Annotated in this window: 18 protein-coding genes and 1 riboswitch; of the genes, 11 read left to right on the top strand and 7 right to left on the bottom strand. The window is 64.3% G+C overall.

The genetic code is table 11. The features are described 5' to 3' along the window. The first annotated feature begins 2 nt into the window (after positions 1–2). Both FJ527_RS07975 and FJ527_RS07970 read left to right on the top strand, forming a co-directional pair. A complete protein-coding gene (locus FJ527_RS07975) occupies positions 3–1,769 on the top strand; it encodes a GMC family oxidoreductase (protein ID WP_015315284.1) in 1,767 nt (588 codons plus the stop codon). After that, positions 1,766–2,977 (top strand): cytochrome c, encoded by a 1,212-nt coding sequence (locus FJ527_RS07970; RefSeq protein WP_140822564.1) that lies wholly within the window; start codon positions 1,766–1,768, stop codon positions 2,975–2,977. The genes FJ527_RS07975 and FJ527_RS07970 overlap by 4 nt, the downstream gene beginning before the upstream one ends. 12 nt (positions 2,978–2,989) lie before the next feature. Here FJ527_RS07970 and FJ527_RS07965 read toward each other — a convergent pair whose 3' ends face one another. Continuing rightward, positions 2,990–3,886: a DMT family transporter gene (locus tag FJ527_RS07965; RefSeq protein ID WP_140822562.1), complete on the bottom strand. Its 897-nt coding sequence runs from the start codon at positions 3,884–3,886 to the stop codon at positions 2,990–2,992. Between the two features lie 211 nt (positions 3,887–4,097). Between FJ527_RS07965 and FJ527_RS07960 the strand changes: the two genes are divergently transcribed. After that, the gene (locus FJ527_RS07960) at positions 4,098–5,396 is read left to right on the top strand and encodes an adenylosuccinate synthase (protein ID WP_015315287.1); all 1,299 of its coding nucleotides are present in this window, start codon (positions 4,098–4,100) and stop codon (positions 5,394–5,396) included. A 78-nt stretch (positions 5,397–5,474) separates the two neighbouring features. Continuing rightward, positions 5,475–7,238, top strand: coding sequence for a hypothetical protein (locus FJ527_RS07955; protein WP_140822560.1), 1,764 nt, complete (start codon positions 5,475–5,477; stop codon positions 7,236–7,238). Positions 7,239–7,265: 27 nt separating this feature from the next. Here FJ527_RS07955 and FJ527_RS07950 read toward each other — a convergent pair whose 3' ends face one another. The 4 genes from FJ527_RS07950 to FJ527_RS07935 all read right to left on the bottom strand — a co-directional run bounded on the left by FJ527_RS07950 (position 7,266) and on the right by FJ527_RS07935 (position 10,440). Next, positions 7,266–7,565, bottom strand: coding sequence for a CcdB family protein (locus FJ527_RS07950; protein WP_015315289.1), 300 nt, complete (start codon positions 7,563–7,565; stop codon positions 7,266–7,268). Next, entirely contained in the window at positions 7,565–7,807 is a 243-nt protein-coding gene (locus FJ527_RS07945) for a type II toxin-antitoxin system CcdA family antitoxin (protein WP_140822558.1), read from the bottom strand. Before FJ527_RS07945 ends, FJ527_RS07950 begins: the two co-directional genes overlap by 1 nt. A gap of 151 nt (positions 7,808–7,958) precedes the next feature. Continuing rightward, positions 7,959–9,779 (bottom strand): ABC-F family ATP-binding cassette domain-containing protein, encoded by a 1,821-nt coding sequence (locus FJ527_RS07940; protein WP_140822556.1) that lies wholly within the window; start codon positions 9,777–9,779, stop codon positions 7,959–7,961. Between the two features lies 1 nt (position 9,780). Beyond that, the gene (locus FJ527_RS07935; protein WP_140662666.1) at positions 9,781–10,440 is read right to left on the bottom strand and encodes a thiamine diphosphokinase; all 660 of its coding nucleotides are present in this window, start codon (positions 10,438–10,440) and stop codon (positions 9,781–9,783) included. Between the two features lie 86 nt (positions 10,441–10,526). Next, positions 10,527–10,641, top strand: a riboswitch (TPP riboswitch). A gap of 43 nt (positions 10,642–10,684) precedes the next feature. On the opposite strand from FJ527_RS07935, the gene thiB reads away from it, so the two are divergent. The 4 genes from thiB (at position 10,685) to FJ527_RS07915 (ending at position 15,847) form a co-directional block, all read left to right on the top strand. Continuing rightward, positions 10,685–11,683: a thiamine ABC transporter substrate binding subunit gene (thiB, locus tag FJ527_RS07930; RefSeq protein ID WP_140822554.1), complete on the top strand. Its 999-nt coding sequence runs from the start codon at positions 10,685–10,687 to the stop codon at positions 11,681–11,683. Positions 11,684–11,751: 68 nt separating this feature from the next. Then, positions 11,752–13,380, top strand: a complete 1,629-nt coding sequence (gene thiP / locus FJ527_RS07925; RefSeq protein WP_140822551.1) for a thiamine/thiamine pyrophosphate ABC transporter permease — start codon at positions 11,752–11,754, stop codon at positions 13,378–13,380. Further along, positions 13,373–14,149: a thiamine ABC transporter ATP-binding protein gene (gene thiQ / locus FJ527_RS07920; protein WP_140822549.1), complete on the top strand. Its 777-nt coding sequence runs from the start codon at positions 13,373–13,375 to the stop codon at positions 14,147–14,149. The genes thiP and thiQ overlap by 8 nt, the downstream gene beginning before the upstream one ends. 228 nt (positions 14,150–14,377) lie before the next feature. Further along, positions 14,378–15,847, top strand: coding sequence for a M48 family metalloprotease (locus FJ527_RS07915; protein WP_023784820.1), 1,470 nt, complete (start codon positions 14,378–14,380; stop codon positions 15,845–15,847). Positions 15,848–15,863: 16 nt separating this feature from the next. Here FJ527_RS07915 and FJ527_RS07910 read toward each other — a convergent pair whose 3' ends face one another. Then, entirely contained in the window at positions 15,864–16,727 is an 864-nt protein-coding gene (locus tag FJ527_RS07910) for an RNA polymerase factor sigma-32 (protein WP_015315297.1), read from the bottom strand. A gap of 301 nt (positions 16,728–17,028) precedes the next feature. Here FJ527_RS07910 and FJ527_RS07905 point away from each other — a divergent pair, with 301 nt between their 5' ends. The 3 genes from FJ527_RS07905 to FJ527_RS07895 all read left to right on the top strand — a co-directional run bounded on the left by FJ527_RS07905 (position 17,029) and on the right by FJ527_RS07895 (position 19,388). After that, a complete protein-coding gene (locus FJ527_RS07905; protein ID WP_140822547.1) occupies positions 17,029–17,802 on the top strand; it encodes an amino acid ABC transporter substrate-binding protein in 774 nt (257 codons plus the stop codon). Positions 17,803–17,940: 138 nt separating this feature from the next. Next, a complete protein-coding gene (locus FJ527_RS07900) occupies positions 17,941–18,621 on the top strand; it encodes an amino acid ABC transporter permease (protein ID WP_023773921.1) in 681 nt (226 codons plus the stop codon). Beyond that, positions 18,618–19,388: an amino acid ABC transporter ATP-binding protein gene (locus FJ527_RS07895; RefSeq protein WP_015315300.1), complete on the top strand. Its 771-nt coding sequence runs from the start codon at positions 18,618–18,620 to the stop codon at positions 19,386–19,388. The genes FJ527_RS07900 and FJ527_RS07895 overlap by 4 nt, the downstream gene beginning before the upstream one ends. 78 nt (positions 19,389–19,466) lie before the next feature. Here FJ527_RS07895 and FJ527_RS07890 read toward each other — a convergent pair whose 3' ends face one another. Next, positions 19,467–20,048: a CarD family transcriptional regulator gene (locus FJ527_RS07890; RefSeq protein WP_015315301.1), complete on the bottom strand. Its 582-nt coding sequence runs from the start codon at positions 20,046–20,048 to the stop codon at positions 19,467–19,469. Positions 20,049–20,206 lie beyond the last annotated feature (158 nt).

Here is a 20,206-nt window from a genome sequence, read left to right as displayed (position 1 = left end):
CCATGACGACGATACTGCCCCGCAAGGACGTCGTGATCGTCGGCCTCGGCTGGACGGGGTCCATCCTTGCTCATGAATTGACCGATCAGGGCCTGGACGTGCTGGCCATCGAGCGTGGTCCCTGGCGCGACACGGCGACCGATTTCAACATCGGCTATGCGCAGGACGAGTTGCGCTACAGCGTGCGGCGCGACCTGTTCCTGCAGCCAGCAGTCGAAACCATGACGATGCGCAACGACCCTTCGCAGACGGCGCTGCCGATGCGCGATTTCGGCTCGTTCCTGCCCGGCAACGGCGTCGGCGGCGCAGGCGTCCATTGGAACGGCCACACTTGGCGGTTCTGGGACTCCGACTTCCAGATCAAGACCAACCTGACCAAGAAGTATGGCGCGGCGCGGATCGCCGATCTCCAGGTCGAGGACTGGGGCGTGACCGGCGCCGAGATGGAGCCGTATTACGACCAGTTCGAATATCTGGCGGGAATCTCGGGCAAGGCCGGCAATATCAAGGGGCAGATACAGGAAGGTGGCAACCCGTTCGAGGATCCGAGGTCCCGGGATTACCCAAATCCGCCAATGGAGATGACCTACGCGCCGACCCTGTTCGCCAATGCCGGCCGGTCCATGGGACTGCACCCGTTCCCGACACCGTCCGCCAACATGTCGCGGACCTATGTCAATCCGCTCGGCATCACCATGGGGCAGTGCACCTACTGCGGATTCTGCGAGCGGTTCGGCTGCGCCAACTACTCCAAATCCAGCGCCCAGACCACCATCCTTCCCGTGCTGATGAAGAAGGCCAATTTCGAGGTGCGCACCGACAGCGAGGTGCTGCATGTCGATCTCGCCGCCGGCGGCAAGTCCGCGCGAGGTGTCACCTACGTCGATACGTCGGGGCAGGAATTCTTCCAGCCGGCCGATCTCGTGCTTCTGTGCGCCTACGGCCTGCACAATGCCCGGCTGATGATGCTGTCGGGCATCGGCAAGATCTACGATCCCGCTACCGGCGAGGGCACCGTCGGGCGCAATTATTGCTACCAGACCAATGCCGGCGTGCAGGTGTTCTTCGACGATAAGAACTTCAATCCGTTCATTGCCGCGGGCGCGCTCGGACAGACGATCGACGACTATAATGGCGACGCCTTCGACCATGGCGGCCTCGATTTCGTCGGCGGCGCGGGCATCAACTGCATTCCCACCAATGGACGTCCGATCGGGACGAGGCCGACGCTGCCCGGCACGCCGAAATGGGGTAGCGCCTGGAAGAAGGCGACCGTCGCGGGCTACAAAAGCACGCTTGGCTTCTCCTCGCAGGGCAGCAGCTATGCGACGCGCACCAACTACCTCGACCTCGATCCGACCTACAAGGATCGCTTCGGCCGGCCGCTCATGCGCATGACCTTCGATTTTCCCGACAATGATATCCGAATGTCGAATTATCTCTGCGACCGGATGGAGGAGATCGCCAAGACGCTTGGGGGCAAGCAGTACAATGTCGGCCGCCGCAAGAAGGGCTGGGACAGCGTCCCTTATCAAAGCACCCATAATACGGGCGGCGCCATCATGGGAACGGACCCTAGGAAGAGTGCGGTCAACAGCTTCCTGCAAAGCTGGGATGTGCCCAACGTCTTCGTCATCGGCGCCTCGGCCTTTCCGCAGAATGCCGGCAAGAATCCGACGGGAACGGTCGGCGCGCTCGCCTACCGCGCCGCCGACGGCATCCGCAATCACTATTTGCGCAATCCCGGCGCCCCCTTGGTGCAGGCATGAGGACGCTCGCCGCCGCCGCCGGCGCCGCCGTGCTGGCGATCACGCCGGCGCTCGCCGCCGACCAGGCCGACCAGATCATCCATGGCCAGTATCAGGCCGTGCTCGGCGATTGCGCGGGCTGTCATACCAGGCCGGGCGGCAAGCCGCTGGCCGGCGGCCTGCCGCTCGAAACGCCTTTCGGCGCACTGGTGCCGCCCAACATCACGCCCGACCACGAGACGGGCATCGGCAATTGGTCCGAGGGCGATTTCCGCAACATGATGAAGACCGGCGTCGGCCACAATGGCGTGCGGCTTTATCCCGCCATGCCTTACCCCGCCTATACCAGGATGAACGAGCAGGACATTTCCGACCTGTGGGCCTACATGACCACGGTCGACCCGGTCTCGAACAAGGTCGAAGCCAACCAGCTGCCGTTCCCGCTGAACATCCGGCTGGCGATGTGGGGCTGGAACCTTCTCAACTTCAGCGAGGCAAGCTTCCAGGCCGACCCCTCCAAATCGGCGGAATGGAACCGCGGCGCCTATATCGTCCAGGGCGCCGGGCACTGCGGCACCTGCCACACGCCCAAATCGTTCCTTGGAGCGGACCAAGACAGCGGCTTCCTGCAAGGCGCTTCGCTGCAAGGCTGGTTCGCCCCCGACATCACCAACAATGCCCAATCCGGCCTGGGCAAATGGTCGCAAGAGGATGTGGTCGCCTACCTCAGGACCGGCGTCAACGCGCATTCGATCGCATCCGGTCCGATGGCCGAGGCGATCGAGAACTCGACCTCCAAAATGACGGATCCCGACCTCAAGGCCGTGGCCGTCTATCTTAAGAGCCTGGGGCCGGACACCGGCAATGCGCAGGCGCCCAAGCCCGACGAGGCGCGGATGGTGGCGGGCGCGGCGATCTATCATGACAATTGCTCAGCCTGCCATGGCGGCGATGGCGCCGGGGCCGGAGCGCTTTTCCCAGCGCTTGTCGGCAACTCGATCGTCGCGCAGGGCAATCCCGAGACCCTGGCCCGCGTCGTTCTCGCCGGAAGCCAGGCCGTGCACACGGCCGGCGCGCCGACGACGCCTTCGATGCCCTCGCTGGCATGGCGGCTGAAGGACCAGGAAATCGCCGACGTGCTGACCTATGTGCGCGGCAGCTGGGGCAATTCCGCTTCGGCGGTCTCGTCGGACGATATCGCGGCGGTGCGCAAGGAATTGGTGCAGTAATTTAGGCGCGCGTTAAACGCCGGATGCCATCTTGCGCCCGCTGTATTCCGCGAGCCCGATGCCGCCCAGAACGAGAACCAGCGCCAGCGCCTGATAGAGCTGGAAGGTCTCGCCGACGATCAGCACCGAAAGCAGCGTGCCGAAGATCGGCACCAGATTGATGAACAAGCCGGCGCGATTGGCGCCGATCAGTTCGTTGCCCCTGATATAGGTTATCTGCGAGATGACCGAAGCGCCGATCGCCGTGTAGACGATGACGGCCCAGCCGCGGGCGTCGGGCACGATCACCTTGCCGGCGGCGGCTTCCCACAGGAAGAAGGGCAGTGAGGTGATGAGCGCGGCGAACGACATGGCCAGCATCAGGCTTTGCCAGCGCATCGCCGGCTTCAGCCGTAACCCGACCGAATAGCTGCTGTAGAGAACGACCGCGACGAGCATGATGGCGTCGCCGAAATTGAGCTCCAGCGTCAGCAGCCGGCGCGGATCACCATGGCAGGCGGTCAGGATGACGCCCAAGATGGTCAGCACCACGCCGGCGATCTGCGCCCAGTTCACGCGAAGGCGGAAGAAAACGAAATTGGCTGTCATGATCAGGATCGGCATCGCCGCCTGTTCGATCGAGACATTGATCGCCGTGGTGTAGTTGAGGGCGGTGTAGAAGATGGTGTTGAACAGGGTGAAGCCGCTGGCGCCAAGCGCCGCCAGCACGAGCCAGTGCCGGCGCACGACGGGCCAATCCTCCTGGATCGTGCGCCAGCCGATCGGCAGCAGGATCGCCACGGCCAGCATCCAGCGCAGGAAGACCAGCGTCATCGGCGAGACGTGGCCGACCGCCAGCTTGCCGGCCACCGAATTGCCGCCCCACAGCAAGGTGGTGAGCAGCAGGAACATGTAGGCGTTTCGATGCATCGCTGGCTTCCGGCCGCGGGATGGGCCGCGGTGTTTGCCGGCCTATTGCCCCGGTCAGCCCAAGTAAATGATGTCAAAGCCGAAAATTGTTGTGCCTCAGGGCATTTTCGGCGGCAAAGAAAGGTCGCACTCGCGAGGTCTTGACGCTATAGAGGCCTGTCGTTTCGAACCATATCCAAGCCGCGCGGCGGCGTCTCAAGGGAAAAGAAACATGGCCAATGTGGTGGTCGTCGGCTCGCAGTGGGGCGACGAAGGCAAGGGCAAGATCGTCGACTGGCTGTCGGAGCGCGCCGATGTCGTGGTGCGTTTCCAGGGCGGCCACAATGCCGGCCACACGCTGGTCGTCGACGGCAAGGTCTACAAGCTGTCGCTGCTGCCTTCGGGCGTCGTGCGGGAAGGCAAGCTGTCCATCATCGGCAATGGCGTGGTCTTCGATCCGCATGCTTTCGTCGCCGAGGTGCAGAAACTGAAAGGCCAGGGCGTGGACGTGACGCCGGATCGCCTGAAAATAGCCGAAAACACGGCGCTTATCCTGTCCGTACACCGGGAGCTGGACGGGTTTCGCGAGGATGCCGCTTCGAATTCCGGAACAAAGATTGGCACGACCCGACGCGGGATCGGCCCCGCCTACGAGGACAAGGTGGGGCGGCGCGCGGTGCGGGTGATGGATCTGGCGGATTTGGAAACTTTGCCCCTGAAGGTCGACAGGCTGCTGACGCACCACAATGCGCTGCGTCGCGGGCTCGGCCATGACGAAGTCACGCATGATGCGATCATGCAGGAATTGACCTCGGTCGCGAACGACATCCTGCCCTACATGGACCGCGTCTGGAAGGTGCTCGACGACAAGCGCCGCGCCGGCGAGCGCATCCTGTTCGAGGGCGCGCAAGGCACGCTGCTCGACATCGACCACGGCACCTATCCGTTCGTCACCTCGTCCAACACGGTCGCCGGCCAGGCCGCCGCCGGCTCCGGCGTCGGCCCGGGCGCCATCGGCTATGTTCTCGGCATCACCAAGGCCTACACGACGCGTGTCGGCGAAGGTCCGTTCCCGACCGAGCAGAAGAACGAGATCGGCGAGTTCCTCGGCACGCGCGGCCATGAATTCGGTGTCGTCACCGGGCGCAAGCGGCGCTGCGGCTGGTTCGACGCTGTGCTGGTGCGCCAGGCGGTTGCCGTCAACGGCATCAAAGGCATCGCGCTGACCAAGCTCGACGTGCTCGACGGGTTGGATGAGATCAAGGTCTGCACCGGCTACAGGCTGGACGGCGAGACGATCGACTATCTGCCGGCAAGCCAGGGCGCCCAGGCCCGCGTGGAACCCATCTACGAGACCTTGGAAGGCTGGAAGGGCACCACCGCCGGCGCACGCAGCTGGAACGACCTTCCGGCCCAGGCCGTCAAATATGTCCGATACATAGAGGAGTTGATCGGCGCGCCGGTCGCACTCCTTTCCACCAGCCCGGAACGGGACGACACGATACTTGTGACTGATCCGTTTCAAGACTAGTTTCTGAAGCCTTTCCGGGCATCGCGGCTGATTTGCGGGGGCCGGCGCGGAGGCAAAAAAATACAGGTCGACTGAAGCATGGCAGATTTCGTTGCTGTTCTGAAAAACGCGTTCGAGAAGCACGGCGACGAGACGCCCGAGAAGCGTACGCGCATCTATAACAGCGTGCGCGCCATGCTGGCGAAGAAGCTGGCGGAATATTCGCCGCCGCTGGCTTCCGAGGCCATAGACAAACAGAAACGCGCGCTGGACGACGCCATTGCCGGCGTCGAGCGGGACTATGTCAAGAGCGTGCCCGAGCCGGATCCGCTCGCGGAACTGGAACACATCTTTTCCTCCATCGACCGCAACAAGAACCAGTCGAACCACGTCAAGCAGCCGGCCAAGGCGGAGGCTGCCGCAATTCCTGCTCCGTCTCCGTATCGGCCCGCCCCGGCCACGGTCAGGCCGGAGCCGTACAAGCCGGCACAGCCGGCGGCGAACCCCGAACCCTACCGGCCCGCTCCAGCCGCCAAGGTCGAGCCTGGCTGGCAAAGGCCGGCGCCGGTGCAGCCCGCTCCGGACTTTTCCGAGAAGACCTTGCCGGGGATGGACGCGGATCGGGACGACGATCAGGACGACGTCTTTGCCGATGACGAAGCGCCTGCCGCCACCGACACTTTCGAGCGTTTGCGGCCGGCCGAACGCAAGCGCAGCTATGGCGGGCTGATCGCCGCCGTCGTCGCACTGCTGGTCGTTGCCGGCGGCGGCTACGGCATCTGGCTGAACAAGGATGCCTTCGGCAAGATGCTGGGCCTGGACGGCAGCAAGGTTGTTGCCAAAACCGAGCCGGTGAAAACGACGCCGGCCAAGCCGGCGACCGATGCCGCGGCCACGCCGCCGGCGCCCGCGACCGGCGCGGAAGGCACGAAGTTCACGCAGCGGCTGACGCCTGAAGGCGGCGAGACCGACCCCGGCCCAGCCGGCGGGCAAAGCGGCGTAGGCGAGGGCGAATCCGTCGCCGCGCTGACGACACCGCCAACGGCAACGAATGCGCCGGCCACGGCAGCGCCGGCGGTTCCCGCGCCGGCTGCCAATACGCCGGCTGCCAATACGCCTGCTGCCGGTACGCCCGCGGCAGGCGCGCCAGCCGCGACCACGCCCGCGGCGGGCACCCCGCCCGCGACACCGCCCACCAACGGAACCGTGCCCGCGGCCCCGGCCGATGCCGCCGCCACGCCGCCGCCCGCACCGGCAGCCGCAACGCCGCCGGCGGCACCGGCTCCGGCCGTGGCGCCAACCTCGGTTCCGGTCGGCCAGAAGGCGATCTTCTATGAGGAGCGCACCAGCACCGCGCAGGGTTCAGCCGAGCCCGGCAGCATCGTTTGGTCGCTGGTGCAGGAATCGCCCGGCGGCGACCTGCCGCCAGAGCCTGCGATCCGTGCCGAGGCGACCATTCCCGGCAAGGACATCCAGTTGCGCATGACCATCCGTCGCAACACCGACCAGACCCTGCCGGCCAGCCATATCATCGAGATGATCTTCCTGACCCCAGACGGGTTCGAGGGCGGCGGCGTCGACAATATATTGCGCGTTGCCATGAAGAGTTCGGAACAGGACGCCGGCAGCCCGCTGATCGGCATCCCGGCCAAGATCGCCGACGGCTTCTTCCTCGTCGCGCTCAACGACACCAAGGCCGACGAAGACGCCAACATGACCCTGTTGCGCGGCCAGGACTGGATCGACGTGCCGGTCGTCTACAAGACCGGACGGCGGGCACTGCTGACCATGGAAAAGGGCATTCCCGGCGAGAAGGTGTTCGACGAGGCGATCAAGGCCTGGCAGGCCAAGACGGCGGGTTGAGACGGGCGGCGTGACGGTCGCCTCCGTTCAGAATCCTTGGAACAGCATGTCGAGCGCGGCAACGATGTCATCGTGATGCTTCGCCAGGTTCAGCCGACTTTCAACCAATTCGCTTGCGGGAACGGTGGCGATCAGGTGTGTCGCCATGACCAGCTTCCGTCCATTGATCTCGAAGATCGGATGAAGCTTTCGCATTGGCGGCGGCACCGTTGCGACCGGCAGAAGCGGAACGACAACCCGCGTCTTGAAATTGTCGAGCAGGTCGGATTGGACGTCGAGCAAATAGTTGTCTTCAACGCGACCGGCGAAGACATCATAGCGGGGCATCAGAACTGCCGATACTCTTCCAATGGGATGCCGTTCTTGTCGATGTAGTCGTTCCACGCATCCATCGTGGTACGGTTCTCAAGCTTCCACAGCCGCCCCTTTTCAGCTGCCACCGCCTCCGCGATGCCGGCTTCCGCAGCGCGCGAGACATTCACGTTAAGCCCCTTGGCTTCCCGCATGAGGTTCGAGTCGATCGACAGATTTGCTGGCTGACGGATCGCATTCAAGGCAATCTTACGCATAATGGCCTCCGCAACATGCGCATAATGTATGCGCATTCCGATGTGGAGGCAATGCTCAGGCGCAGCAAGGAGCGCCCCACTATGGCTCCGGGCGCTCGTCGCTTCAGTCGACAAATCGTTGTCAATCGATCGGCCTACGGCCGACCGCTCTTCACCCTTCCATCTCCTCGCGCAGCATCTCCAGTTCCAGCCATTCTTCCTCGAGCGCGGCCAGCGTCGCACGCTCCTTGTCGAGGGCGGCGATCGTCTTCTGGAACGAGGCTGGGTCGCGTTCGTAATAGGCCGGGTCGGCGATGTTGTTCTCCAGCCGCGAGATCGACGCGGTCACTGCCTCGATCTTCTTGGGTAGGGACTCCAGCGCGAACTTCTGCTTGAACGACAATTTCTTCGCCGGCCCTTTTGGCGCCGCCAGATCGCTCCTGCCCGGTGCCGGCGCATCGCCGGCTTCCGCCTTGGCGCGCGCCTTGCGGTCGTCAAGCCTGGTGCCGCCGCGCTGCGCCAGCATGTCGGAATAGCCGCCGGCATATTCGACCCAGCGCCCGCCGCCGTCCGGCGCGATCACGCTGGTCACGGTGCGGTCGAGGAAATCGCGGTCGTGGCTGACCAGGATGACGGTGCCGGCAAAGCCGGCGACCAGTTCCTGCAGCAGTTCCAGCGTCTCCATGTCGAGATCGTTGGTCGGCTCATCGAGAACCAGAAGATTTGCAGGCCGTGCCAGCACGCGCGCCAGGATCAGCCGCGCCCGTTCGCCGCCGGACAGCTCGCGCACCGGTGTGCGGGCCTGTTCCGGCTTGAACAGGAAATCCTTCATATAGGACACGACATGGCGCTGCTCGCCATTGATGACGAGGTTCTCGCCGCGCCCGTCGGTCAGATATTGCGCCAGCGTCTCTTGCGGGTCGACCGCCTCGCGCTTCTGGTCGAGCGTGGCGATCTCCAGATTGGTGCCAAGCCGTATCGAACCCGCGTCCGGCGCCAATTCGCCGGTCAGCATCTTCAGAAGTGTCGTCTTGCCGGCGCCGTTCGGCCCGACAAGGCCGACGCGGTCGCCGCGCTGGATGCGGGTCGAGAAGCCCTTGACAACGGTAAGGTCGCCAAAGCTCTTCTCGATGTTCTTGGCCTCGATCACCAGCTTGCCGGATTCGGCGGCGTCGCTTGCCACCATTGTCGCGGTGCCTTCGGCGCCGCGATGGCCGCGAAAACGCTGGCGCATGGTCTGCAACTCGCCGAGGCGCCGCATGTTGCGCTTGCGCCGCGCCGTCACCCCGTAGCGCAGCCAGTGCTCCTCGCGCACGATCTGGCGGCCGAGCTTGTGCTGTTCGCGCTCTTCCTCTTCCAGCACCAGGTCGCGCCATTCCTCGAAATGGCCAAAGCCCTTGTCCAGCCTGCGCGTCTGGCCGCGATCGAGCCAGACTGTGGCGCGCGACACGCGCTCGAGGAAGCGGCGGTCATGCGAGATGACGATGAGCGCCGAGGAGGTCCGGACGAGCTCTTCTTCCAGCCATTCGATGACAGATAAATCAAGATGGTTAGTCGGCTCATCAAGAAGCAGGATGTCGGGCTCCGGCGCCATGACGCGGGCAAGCGCGGCGCGCCTGGCCTCTCCGCCGGACAGGTCGCCAGGCCGTTCTTCGCCCGACAGGCCGAGATGCTCCATCAGATAGCTGGCGCGGTAGGGATCGTCGGCGGGCCCGAGCCCGGCCTCGACATAGGCGCGCACGGTTGCAAAGCCGTCCATGTCGGGCATTTGCGGCAGATAACGCACCGTCGCCGAAGGCTGGCGGAACACCTCGCCGTCCTGTGGTTCGATCAGGCCGGCGGCGATCTTGAGCAGCGTCGACTTGCCGGACCCGTTGCGGCCGACCAGCGCGATCTTGTCGCCGGACGAAGCGGTCAAGGCGGCGCCGTCGAGCAGCGGCGCGCCGCCGAAGGTCAGTCTTATCCCGTCGAGATTGAGAAGAGGCGGGGCCATGTCAGCTTTCGGGCAATGGATAGGGATGGGCGAGCAGCAGCGCGCGGCCATGGCCGAGCGCGATGTCGAGGCGGCCCCCGGTCTTGCCGAACTTGACCTCGTTGGAAATGGTCAGCGACGAACCGAACGCCACCTCGACCTTGTCGAGCGGCCATTTGGCGCCGGTGACGGTCAGGCCGGAGAGTTCGGAGAAGCCGAGAATCGAGAACAGCGTGCCGTCGGCATAATCGAAGCCGGCCCTGCCGGGCAGCAAGGGAACACCTTCCTGGGCGCCGCTGGTCAGAAACACATCCATTCCGGCTTCGGCCAGCCGCAGGCCAAGCGCCAGATGCAGGAAGGCGTGGTCGGCGCGCTTGCCGCCGAAGGCGCCCGCCAGCACAAGGCGGGTCGCCCCGCGCTCCAGTGCGGCCGCGATCGCCAGTTCTCCGTCGGTCTTGTCCTTTTCCGCCGGGAAGGTTTGCCGCGGCACGGCGGCGAGGTCGGCGGGCAGATCAGCCGGGACCGAGTCGAAATCACCCACCCACAGTTCCGGCACGAGGCCCAGCATCCGCGCATGGCCGATGCCGGCGTCGGCGGCGATGACGCGCGAGCCTTCGACCTGGCGGTCGAGCCGAGGCGTGCGGATGAGGTCGCCGCCAAGCAGGATGGTGAATGTGCTCATATCCCGTCGCCTTACCAGCCCGGCACGGGAAACGGAAGGCGGCAAAGTCCCACTTGCGCGGGTCATCGGCCCGGCCTATGTGTCGAAACGCTCTAACGGGGTGCCGGACGCGAATTTCGCGGGCCGGCTGAGAGGCAGTGTCGCCAACCCGCTGAACCTGATCCGGTTTGTACCGGCGGAGGGATTAGACGTTTCGGACACTCCGACGCCTCAATTCCTTTCAACGCAAACGAAGGAGGCGCCGATGCGCACGCTTTTATATTTTCTGATCGCCGCCACGGCAGTGACCCTGTCCGGGCCGGCCTTGGCCAAGGATAAGCTCACCGTCTACACCTATGAGAGCTTCACCGCCGACTGGGGTCCAGGTCCCGTGGTGAAGAAGGAATTCGAGGCAGAATGCGGCTGCGATCTCGAGTTCGTCTCGGTCGCCGATGGCGTGGCGCTGCTCAACCGCGTCAAGCTGGAAGGCGCTTCGACCAAAGCCGACATCGTGCTCGGTCTCGACACCAATCTCACCGCCGATGCCAAGGCCTCGGGCCTGTTCGCGCCACATGGCGCAATAACGGACGTCAACGTGCCGGGTGGCTGGAGCGACGATACTTTTGTTCCCTTCGACTATGGCTACTTCGCCGTCGTCTACGATACCCAGAAGCTGAAATCGCCGCCGAAAAGCCTAAAGGATTTGGTCGAGGGTAGCGCCGACGACAAGATCGTCATCCAGGACCCGCGCACATCGACGCCCGGTCTTGGCCTGCTGTTGTGGATGAAGTCGGTCTATGGCGACAAGGCGCCGGAGGCCTGGGCCAAGCTCAAGACCAAGGTGCTGACCGTGACGCCGGGCTGGAGCGAAGCCTATGGCCTGTTCACCAAGGGCGAGGCACCGATGGTGCTGTCCTACACCACCTCGCCGGCCTACCACATGGTCGCCGAGAACACCGAGCGCTATCAGGCGGCCTCGTTCGAGGAAGGCGAATATCTGCAGATCGAGGTCGCGGGCATCACCACGACCGGCGCCAAGAATCCGCTGGCGGAAAAGTTCATGGCCTTCATGACCGGGCCGAAATTCCAGGACGCCATCCCCGAGACCAACTGGATGTTCCCGGCCGGCAAGACCAACAAGCCGCTCAACCCCGCCTTCGACAAACTGGTCAAGCCGACCAAAACCTTGCTGTTCAGCCCGGAGGAGGTGGCGGCCAACCGCAAGGCCTGGGTCGATGAATGGCTGGCGGTTATGAGCAAGTAGGTTTTGTGGGCTAATCTCGTGAGATGAACGCTCTACGGCGACGCTCCCTAAGCTTCACCCAATCGTTGATGTGCGGTGTGCAAACCCGCTCTGATCCCCGCATCACAGCTGGCGTGATAGGGCTCGCCGCCATCGCCATTTTGATCGGCGGCGCGTTTGCGGGGCTGCTTGTCGAAGGCGCTCGCGATTTTTCCGGCGCTTGGGCTGCGTTCGATCCCTACCTGTTCCGGGTCGTGCGCTTCACGCTCTGGCAGGCGGCCCTGTCGACGCTGCTCTCGGTCGGGCCGGCCCTGCTCGTGGCGCGGGCGCTGTCGCGGCATCCACGGTTTTTCGGCCGTGCCTTCATCCTGCAGCTCTTCGCCGTGCCGCTGGCGCTGCCGGCGATTGTCGCGGCGCTCGGCATCCTTGCGCTCTATGGCCGCGCCGGATATTTCTCCGGCATTCTCAGCGTCGTCGGCGGCCAGGGTTGGCCGGGCATCTATGGCCTGTCCGGCATTCTCGTCGCCCATGTCTTCTTCAATCTGCCGCTGGCCACCCGCCTGTTCCTCGAGGCGCTGCGGACCATTCCCTCCGACCAGTGGCGGCTGGCGAGCCAGCTCGGCATGGGGGCGCCGCCGGCATTCCGGCTGATCGAGTGGCCGACGCTGCGTGCCGCGCTGCCCGGTGTCGCCGGACTTGTCTTCATGCTGTGCATCACATCCTTCACCATCGTGCTGACGCTCGGCGGCGGGCCGGCCGCGACGACGCTCGAAGTCGGCATCTATCAGGCATTGCGCTTCGATTTCGATCCCGCGAGGGCTGTCGCGCTGACAACGCTGCAGATCGCCTTGACCTTCATCGTGGTGCTGGCGTTGACCCGGCTCGGAGCCGACGTCGTCGGCGACGTCAACCTGCCGGTCGCGCCGCGCCGCTACCTCTCCGTCAACAGGACCGAAGCCTGGCTGAACGCGACGCTCATCGTGTTGGCCTTGCTCTTCGTTGCCGGGCCGATGGCGGCGACCGTGGCGGCCGGACTTGGCGCCGACCTCAGCCGGCTTGCCGGCGAGGCCACTGTCCGTCAGGCGACGCTGACCAGTGCTGTGCTCGCTTTCCTTTCGGCCTTGCTTTCGGTGATGCTTTCGCTGGCATTGACCATGGCGCGCAGGGCGCTAGCGTCGAACCGCCGCTTCGGGGCAAGGACACTGCTCGAACATGCCACCGATACGGGCGCCGGGTTTGTCCTGGTCGTGCCGCCGATCGTCGTCGGCGCCGGCTGGTTCCTGTTGCTGCGCCATGTCGGCGATGTCTTTGCCATCGCGCCGCTCATGGTCGTCACCGTCAACGCTGTCATGGCGATGCCTTTTGCGCTGCGCGCCATCCGTCCCGCCTATGACGCGGCAAGCGAGCGTCACGAGCGGCTTTGCGCGCAGCTCGGAATTTCCGGCTGGTCAAGACTGTGGCTGGTCGACTGGCCGACGTTGCGGCGGCCGCTGGCCACCGCTTTTGCCTTCGCCATGGCACTGTCGCTCGGCGATCTCGGCGTCATCGCCCTGTTCGGCAGTGATTCCGTGCAGACCTTGCCCTACCTTCTCCTGGCGCGCATGGGCAGCTACCGAACCGAGGACGCCGCCGGCTTGGCGCTGCTGCTCGGCCTTGTCTGCCTGGCACTGGTGCTGGCAGCGGACCGGCTGGGAAAGGAGACGGCCCGCAATGTCTGACGGGGCGGCTGGCGGCAAAGGGGTTTCGGTGCGGCTGGACAAGGTTTCGTTCAGCTATGGCGAGGCGTCGTTCGCCTTCGATGCCGAGTTCACGGCGGGGCAAATCACCGCCATCATGGGACCGAGCGGCTCCGGAAAGTCGACGCTGCTCAATCTGGTGGCCGGGTTCGAGCCGCCGCGATCCGGCCGCGTGCTGATCGGCGGGGCCGATGTCAGCACCGCGCCACCGGCGGCGCGGCCAGTGTCGATGGTTTTTCAGGAAAACAACCTTTTCGCGCATCTTTCCGTCGAGCAGAATGTCGGGCTCGGCCGTTCGCCATCGTTGCGGCTGGCCGAAGCCGATCGCGCTGCGATCGCCGATGCGCTTGCGCGCACCGGTCTTGCCGGCAAGGAGAAGCGGCTGCCGCGCGAACTTTCCGGCGGCGAGCGCCAGCGCGTTGCCCTGGCTCGCGTGCTGGTGCGTGACCGCCCGGTGCTGCTGCTCGACGAGCCCTTCGCTTCGCTTGGGCCCGCCTTGCGAGACGATATGCTCGACCTGGTTGCCAGCCTGCATGCCGAGCGTGGCATGACGGTGCTGCTCGTCACGCATCAGCCGCAAGATGCCCGCCGCATCGGTCAGAGGCTGGTGTTTCTCGAGAACGGCGCCGTCGCCGCTATCGGCACGGCGGATGATTTTTTTGCCGGGGCTGGTCCGGAGGCATTCCGGCGCTATATCGGAGCCGGTGCCGGGGATTCCTTATCACGGGATATTGCCCGGAAGCGGACATAATTTACGCTCAAACCGGCTCGATGCGATGTGGCGCTTGCTTGCCATGACTGGAGTAGTGTGGCTAGGTCCGCTCGATACCGGTCCGGCACAGGCCGTGATTTGCCTACAGCTTCCGCCGCATGCTCCGAGGGCGCGTGACGGATACTGTAGCAGTTTGTTTTGCGCATGTGGTCATGCGCAGGGACCTGAAAGGAAGCCGTTCTGGCGATCGGCGTTGACAGGCTACGAATGAACCCGCTGGCGCGCTTTCTGGCGCTGGCCGGCTTTGCCGTGGCGCTGGCAAGCTGCCAGATGTTCACGCCTCCGGAAGTCCAGGAATCAGGCTTCCAGCCATCCGACAAGCCGATCACAGTCGACAATGTCGCCGCCAACAACAAGCTCGCGGAACTCGCCAAGGCGCAGCATCCGCGCATCCTGGCGACCTATGGCGGCGAATATTCCGATCCCAAGCTCGAACGCATGGTCGCCAAGGTGGTCGGCAATCTGACCGTGGTGTCGGCGAACCCAACCCAGACCTATCGCATCACCATCCTCAATTCGCCCAACGTCAACGCCTTCGCGCTGCCGGGCGGCTATCTCTACATAACGCGCGGCCTCTTGGCGCTGGCCAATGATTCGTCCGAGCTCGCCGCCGTCATCGCGCATGAGATGGGCCACGTCACCGCCAATCATGGGCTGCAGCGCCAGCAGCTGGAGGCCGAGGAAGGTCTGGCGACCAAGGTCGTTTCCGATGTGCTTGGCGACAGCCCGACCGCCAAGGCTGCACTCATCCGCGGCAAGCTCAGGCTGGCGCAGTTCTCGCGCAACCAGGAGCTTGAGGCTGACGCCATCGGCATCAAGTCGATCGGCGAAGCCGGCTACGATCCCTATGCCGCCGGCCGCTTCCTGCAGTCGATGTCGGCCTATACCGATTTCCGCTCGATCAGCGGCGCCACCGACGCCAGCCTCGACTTCCTGGCGACGCACCCCAACACACCGCAACGCATCGATTTGGCACAGCGGCACGCCCGCCAGTTCGGTGCGCCCGGCTTCGGTACACGCGACCGCGATTCCTTCCTCGCCGGCATAGACGGCCTGCTTTACGGCGACACGCCGGAAGAAGGCTATGTGCGCGGCGAAACCTTCCTGCATCCAGGCTTGGGCGTGTCGTTCACGGTGCCGGACGGTTTCATCATCGACAATTCGGCGGCGGCCGTGACGGCGACCGGTCCCGGCGACATAGCGATCCGCTTCGACGGCGTTTCGATCGACAAGAACCGCGCCCTGACCGACTATATCAGAAGCGGCTGGGTGGCCGGGCTCGACGACAGCACCGTCAAGCAGGAAACCATCAACGGCAATGAGGCGGCGACCGCCCATGCAGGCGCCGAAGGCTGGCAGTTCGATATCGCTGTGATCCGCGCCGGCGGCCAGGTTTACCGATTGCTGACCGCGGCCCCCTCGGCCAGCACCTCGCTTGAAACGGTGGCGCGCTCGGTCAGCGGCTCCTTCCGTATCCTCAGCCCCGCCGAGAAGGCGGCACTGAAGCCACTGCATATTCGTGTGCTCACCGTGCAGCCGGGACAGACCATGGGATCGCTTGCCGCGCAGATGGTTGGCGTCGACCGCAAGCTCGACCTATTCCGCGTGCTCAATGCGCTGTCGCCGGGGGCCGCGGTTTCGGCCGGCGACAAGGTCAAGATCGTCACCGACAAATAAAAGCCCGAGCGGGAGATCAGGCGGCGGTCGCCATGAATTCCGGATTCTGCTTCACCAGCGCGACCTTGAGCTTTTCCATGGCGCGCGCCTCGATCTGGCGGACACGTTCCTTGGAGATGCCGAGCGTCTCGCCGAGCGCCTCGAGCGTGGCCCCCTCGTCATTCAGCCGGCGTTCCTCGATGATCCTGAGTTCACGCGCGTTGAGTGCGTGAAGCGCTTCCTTCAGCCAGAGCGAGCGGCGCGCGACATCGATCTTGTCGCCGACAATTTCGTCCGGCAAGGGATCGTCCGAGACCAGGAAATCCATCCGCTCGGTGCCGCCCGCATCGTCGGCCAGCGGCACGTTCAGCGAAGAATCCGGAGCCGACAGCCGTGAATCCATCATCGCCACATCAGCCTCGGATACACCAAGCGCAACCGAAACCTCGCGGTAGAGATTTGTGTTGGAGAGCGGCTCGGCGCCGTTCGCGAGACGCGCACGCAAGCGTCTGAGATTGAAGAACAGGGCCTTTTGCGCCGAACTGGTGCCACCACGCACAATCGACCAGTTGCGCAGGATGTAGTCCTGCATCGAGGCGCGGATCCACCACGTCGCGTAGGTCGAGAACCGCACCTCGCGCTCCGGTTCGAAACGGGCGGCGGCCTCGAGCAGTCCGACATGGCCCTCCTGAACCAGATCGCCGAGCGGCAGTCCGTAATGGCGGAATTTCGAGGCCATGGAAATGACCAGCCGCATGTGGGCGACGGTGATGCTGTGCAGCGCGTTCTGGTCGTTGTCTTCCTTCCAGAGCAATGCCAGCCGATGCTCCTCCTCGCGCTCGAGATAGGGTGCCTTCATTGCCGCGCGGACCATGATCCGTCCTGCCGTGTCTTCCATCATAAGGCGCTCCGTGGCTCGGCGAGGCAAATGGCAGACACCGGCTTGAAATGACGGCGGCGTGCCCTACAACAGCCAAAACTGTCATGCGCGAGAAAGGTTCCGCCGGTGCGGGCAGGGCGAGCGCTAGCGTCCGCGCAGCTGCCTGCAACTTCCGAGCCTGCGAATGAATTCCTTCCGGAGAATTTGATTTCTGGAAGACGCTCTCTTTGAAATTTCATTCCTTATTTTTTCGACCTGCATCTGTCATTTTCCAGCCCTCACAACATGCCGGGTTACCGGCCAAGGACGGGATCACAGAAAAATGAAATGGCTCAAGTCACTCATCATCGCCGGAACGTTGCAGGCCCTGGCCGTCGCATCGGGCCACGCCGGCGCCAATCTCGACCAGATCAAGCAGGCCGGAATCATCAAGGTCGGTACGGAGGGCACCTACGCTCCCTTCACCTACCATGACGCTTCCGGCGCGCTGGTTGGCTTCGATGTCGAGATCGCGAAGGCGATCGCCGATAAGCTCGGCGTCAAGGCTGAGTTCCTCGAAGGCAAGTGGGACGGGCTGATCGCCGGCCTCGACGTCAACCGTTATGATGCCGTCATCAACGAAGTCGGCATCACCGACGCCCGCAAGGCCAAGTACGACTTTTCCGATCCCTATATCGCCTCCAAGGCAGTGCTGATCGTGCGCGGCGACAACACCGACATCAAGACCTTCGCCGACCTCAAGGGCAAGAAGTCGGCGCAGTCGCTGACATCCAATTTCGGCAAGCTGGCCGAGTCCAATGGCGCCGAACTGGTCGGCACCGACGGCTTCGACCAGTCGATCCAGCTGCTTTTGACCGGCCGTGCGGACGCTACCATCAATGACAGCCTGTCGTTCCTCGACTTCAAGAAGCACAAGCCCGACGCCAATGTGAAGATCGCCGCCCAGGAAGAGAATGCCGATTACTCCGGCGTCATCGTGCGCAAGGGCGATCCGGAGCTGGTCGCGGCCATCAACAAGGCGCTGGCCGACATCAAGGCGGACGGCACCTACCAGAAGATCGCCGACACCTATTTCGGCCAGGACGTCTCGAAGTAATTCACCAAGCGGGGCCGGCTGTCGCCCTGTGACGTAACCAGCGGCGAGCCGTCTTTTGACGGCTCGCCGCTTTTGTCGTGATATGGCTGGCGCATTCGCGCTTCGATGACGTTCCCCGTCCATTCCGGAGGATCTTTCGTGCCGCACTGGCTGCAACTGATGCTGGACTCGCTGCCCTCGCTGCTGTGGGCAGCGTTGATCTTTACCGTGCCGCTGACGTTGCTGTCCTTCGTGCTCGGCCTGACGGTAGGGCTGGGCGCGGCGCTCGGCAGGCTGTTCGGCCCGAAGCCGCTGGTGGCGCTCGTGCGCTTCTATGTCTGGATCTTCCGCGGCACGCCGCTCCTGGTGCAGCTCTTCCTGATCTTCTACGGCCTGCCGTCGGTCGGCATCCTGCTTGACGCCTTCACGGCGGCGCTGATCGGCTTCACGCTCAACATCGGGGCCTACACGTCGGAAATCATCCGGGCGGCCATCGGCTCGGTGCCCAAGGGCCAGTGGGAGGCCGCCTATTCGATCGGGATGACCTGGGGGCAGGCGATGCGGCGCACCATTCTGCCGCAAGCCGGACGGGTGGCGGTGCCGCCGCTCTCCAACACCTTCATCTCGCTGGTCAAGGACACGTCGCTGGCCGCCGCCATCACCGTTCCAGAGATGTTCCAGGCGGCGCAACGCATCGTCGCCACCACCTATGAGCCGCTCATCCTCTATGTCGAGGCGGCGATCCTCTATCTGGCGATGAGTTCGGTACTGTCGGCCTTGCAGACGCGACTGGAGGAGCGGCTCAACCGCTATGGCGGCTTCCTGGAGGCACGCTCATGATCAGCCTCACCAACATCGAAAAGCGTTTCGGCGACAATCTCGTGCTGAAGGGGGTGACTGTCGCCATCGCCGAAGGCAGCGTCACCGCGCTTGTCGGCCCTTCCGGCGGGGGGAAAAGCACGCTGCTGCGCTGCATCAACCTGCTGGAGATCCCAACTTCGGGCACGGTGCGGATCGGCGACGAGACGCTTGAGTTCCGCCCGGGCGGGAAGGTGCCGGCGGCGGACATAAGGCGTCTGCGCCTGCAGACCGGCATGGTGTTCCAGAATTTCCAGTTGTTTCCGCATCGCACCGCCATCGAAAATGTCATGGAAGGCTTGGTTACGGTGCTCAAATGGTCGCCGCAGAAGGCACATGAGCGGGCACTCGCGCTGCTGGAGAAGGTCGGCATGGTGCATAAGGCCGATGCCTGGCCGGCGACGCTGTCGGGCGGCCAGCAGCAGCGCGTGGCGATCGCCCGTGCGCTGGCGCCGTCGCCGAAGGTGCTGCTGTGCGACGAACCGACTTCGGCGCTCGACCCGGAGCTGGCGCAGGAGGTGGTCGATGTGCTGGGTCAGCTCGCCAGCGAGGGAACGACCATGGTGATGGCGACGCATGATTTGCGCCTGGCCTCCAAGATCGCCCAGGAGGCGGTGTTCCTCGACGCCGGCGTCATCGTCGAGCAGGGGGCATCCGCCAAGCTGTTCGGCAATCCGGAGCGCGAACGCACCAAGCGGTTTATCGCCACGCTGAAGCAGGAGGCGGCGGAGGAAGAGGGAGGCGCATAGGCGCGACAATCGCGGCCTTCCCCAAAAACAAAAACCCGGCGCGAGGCCGGGTTTTCGTCAACTTGAATGCGAAAAAGCTCAGGCAGCTTCTTCCTGCTCGGCTTCCTCATTGTCGGCCTTGGCGCCACGCTTGGGGCCTTTGTTGAGGTTGACCTCGATCAGGCGCACGGCTTCGGTTTCCGACATGCGGTTGACGGCCGCGATCTCGCGGGCCATGCGGTCGAGTGCCGCCTCGTAGAGCTGGCGTTCGGAATAGGACTGCTCCGGCTGGTTGTCGGCGCGATAGAGGTCGCGCACGACTTCCGAGATCGAGATCAGGTCGCCCGAATTGATCTTGGCATCATATTCCTGGGCGCGGCGCGACCACATGGTGCGCTTGACGCGGGCGCGGCCCTGCACGACCTTCAGCGCGCGCTCGACATAATCCTCTTCCGACAGCTTACGCATGCCGATAGAGGTCGCCTTGGCGACCGGCACTTTCAGGCGCATCTTGTCCTTCTGGAAGTCGATGACGAACAGTTCCAGCTTGTGGCCGGCCACTTCCTGCTCGTCGATCGAGACGATCTGGCCGACGCCATGCGCCGGATAGACGATAAACTCGCCGGTCTTGAAACCGTGACGTGCAGCTGTGGACTTCTTCTGCGGGGTGATCGTTGCCATTACGCCCTGAACTCCTTGTTGTGGGCCGGCGGCGGTGCCGGCTGAACTCACGTGATCGGGGTCACCGATCATTAGCCGCACAACAGATGACCCACCGGAAAAGCCGGGACCGGCAAACCGCAAGAATTGCGACCGCCTGGCCCAGATCGCTCTGGTCC

Source organism: Mesorhizobium sp. B2-4-18 (assembly GCF_006441385.1).
Classification (GTDB): Bacteria; Pseudomonadota; Alphaproteobacteria; order Rhizobiales; family Rhizobiaceae; genus Mesorhizobium; species Mesorhizobium australicum.
Note: the sequence above shows the minus strand (reverse complement) of the source record. Positions and strands in the feature narration are given on the sequence as shown.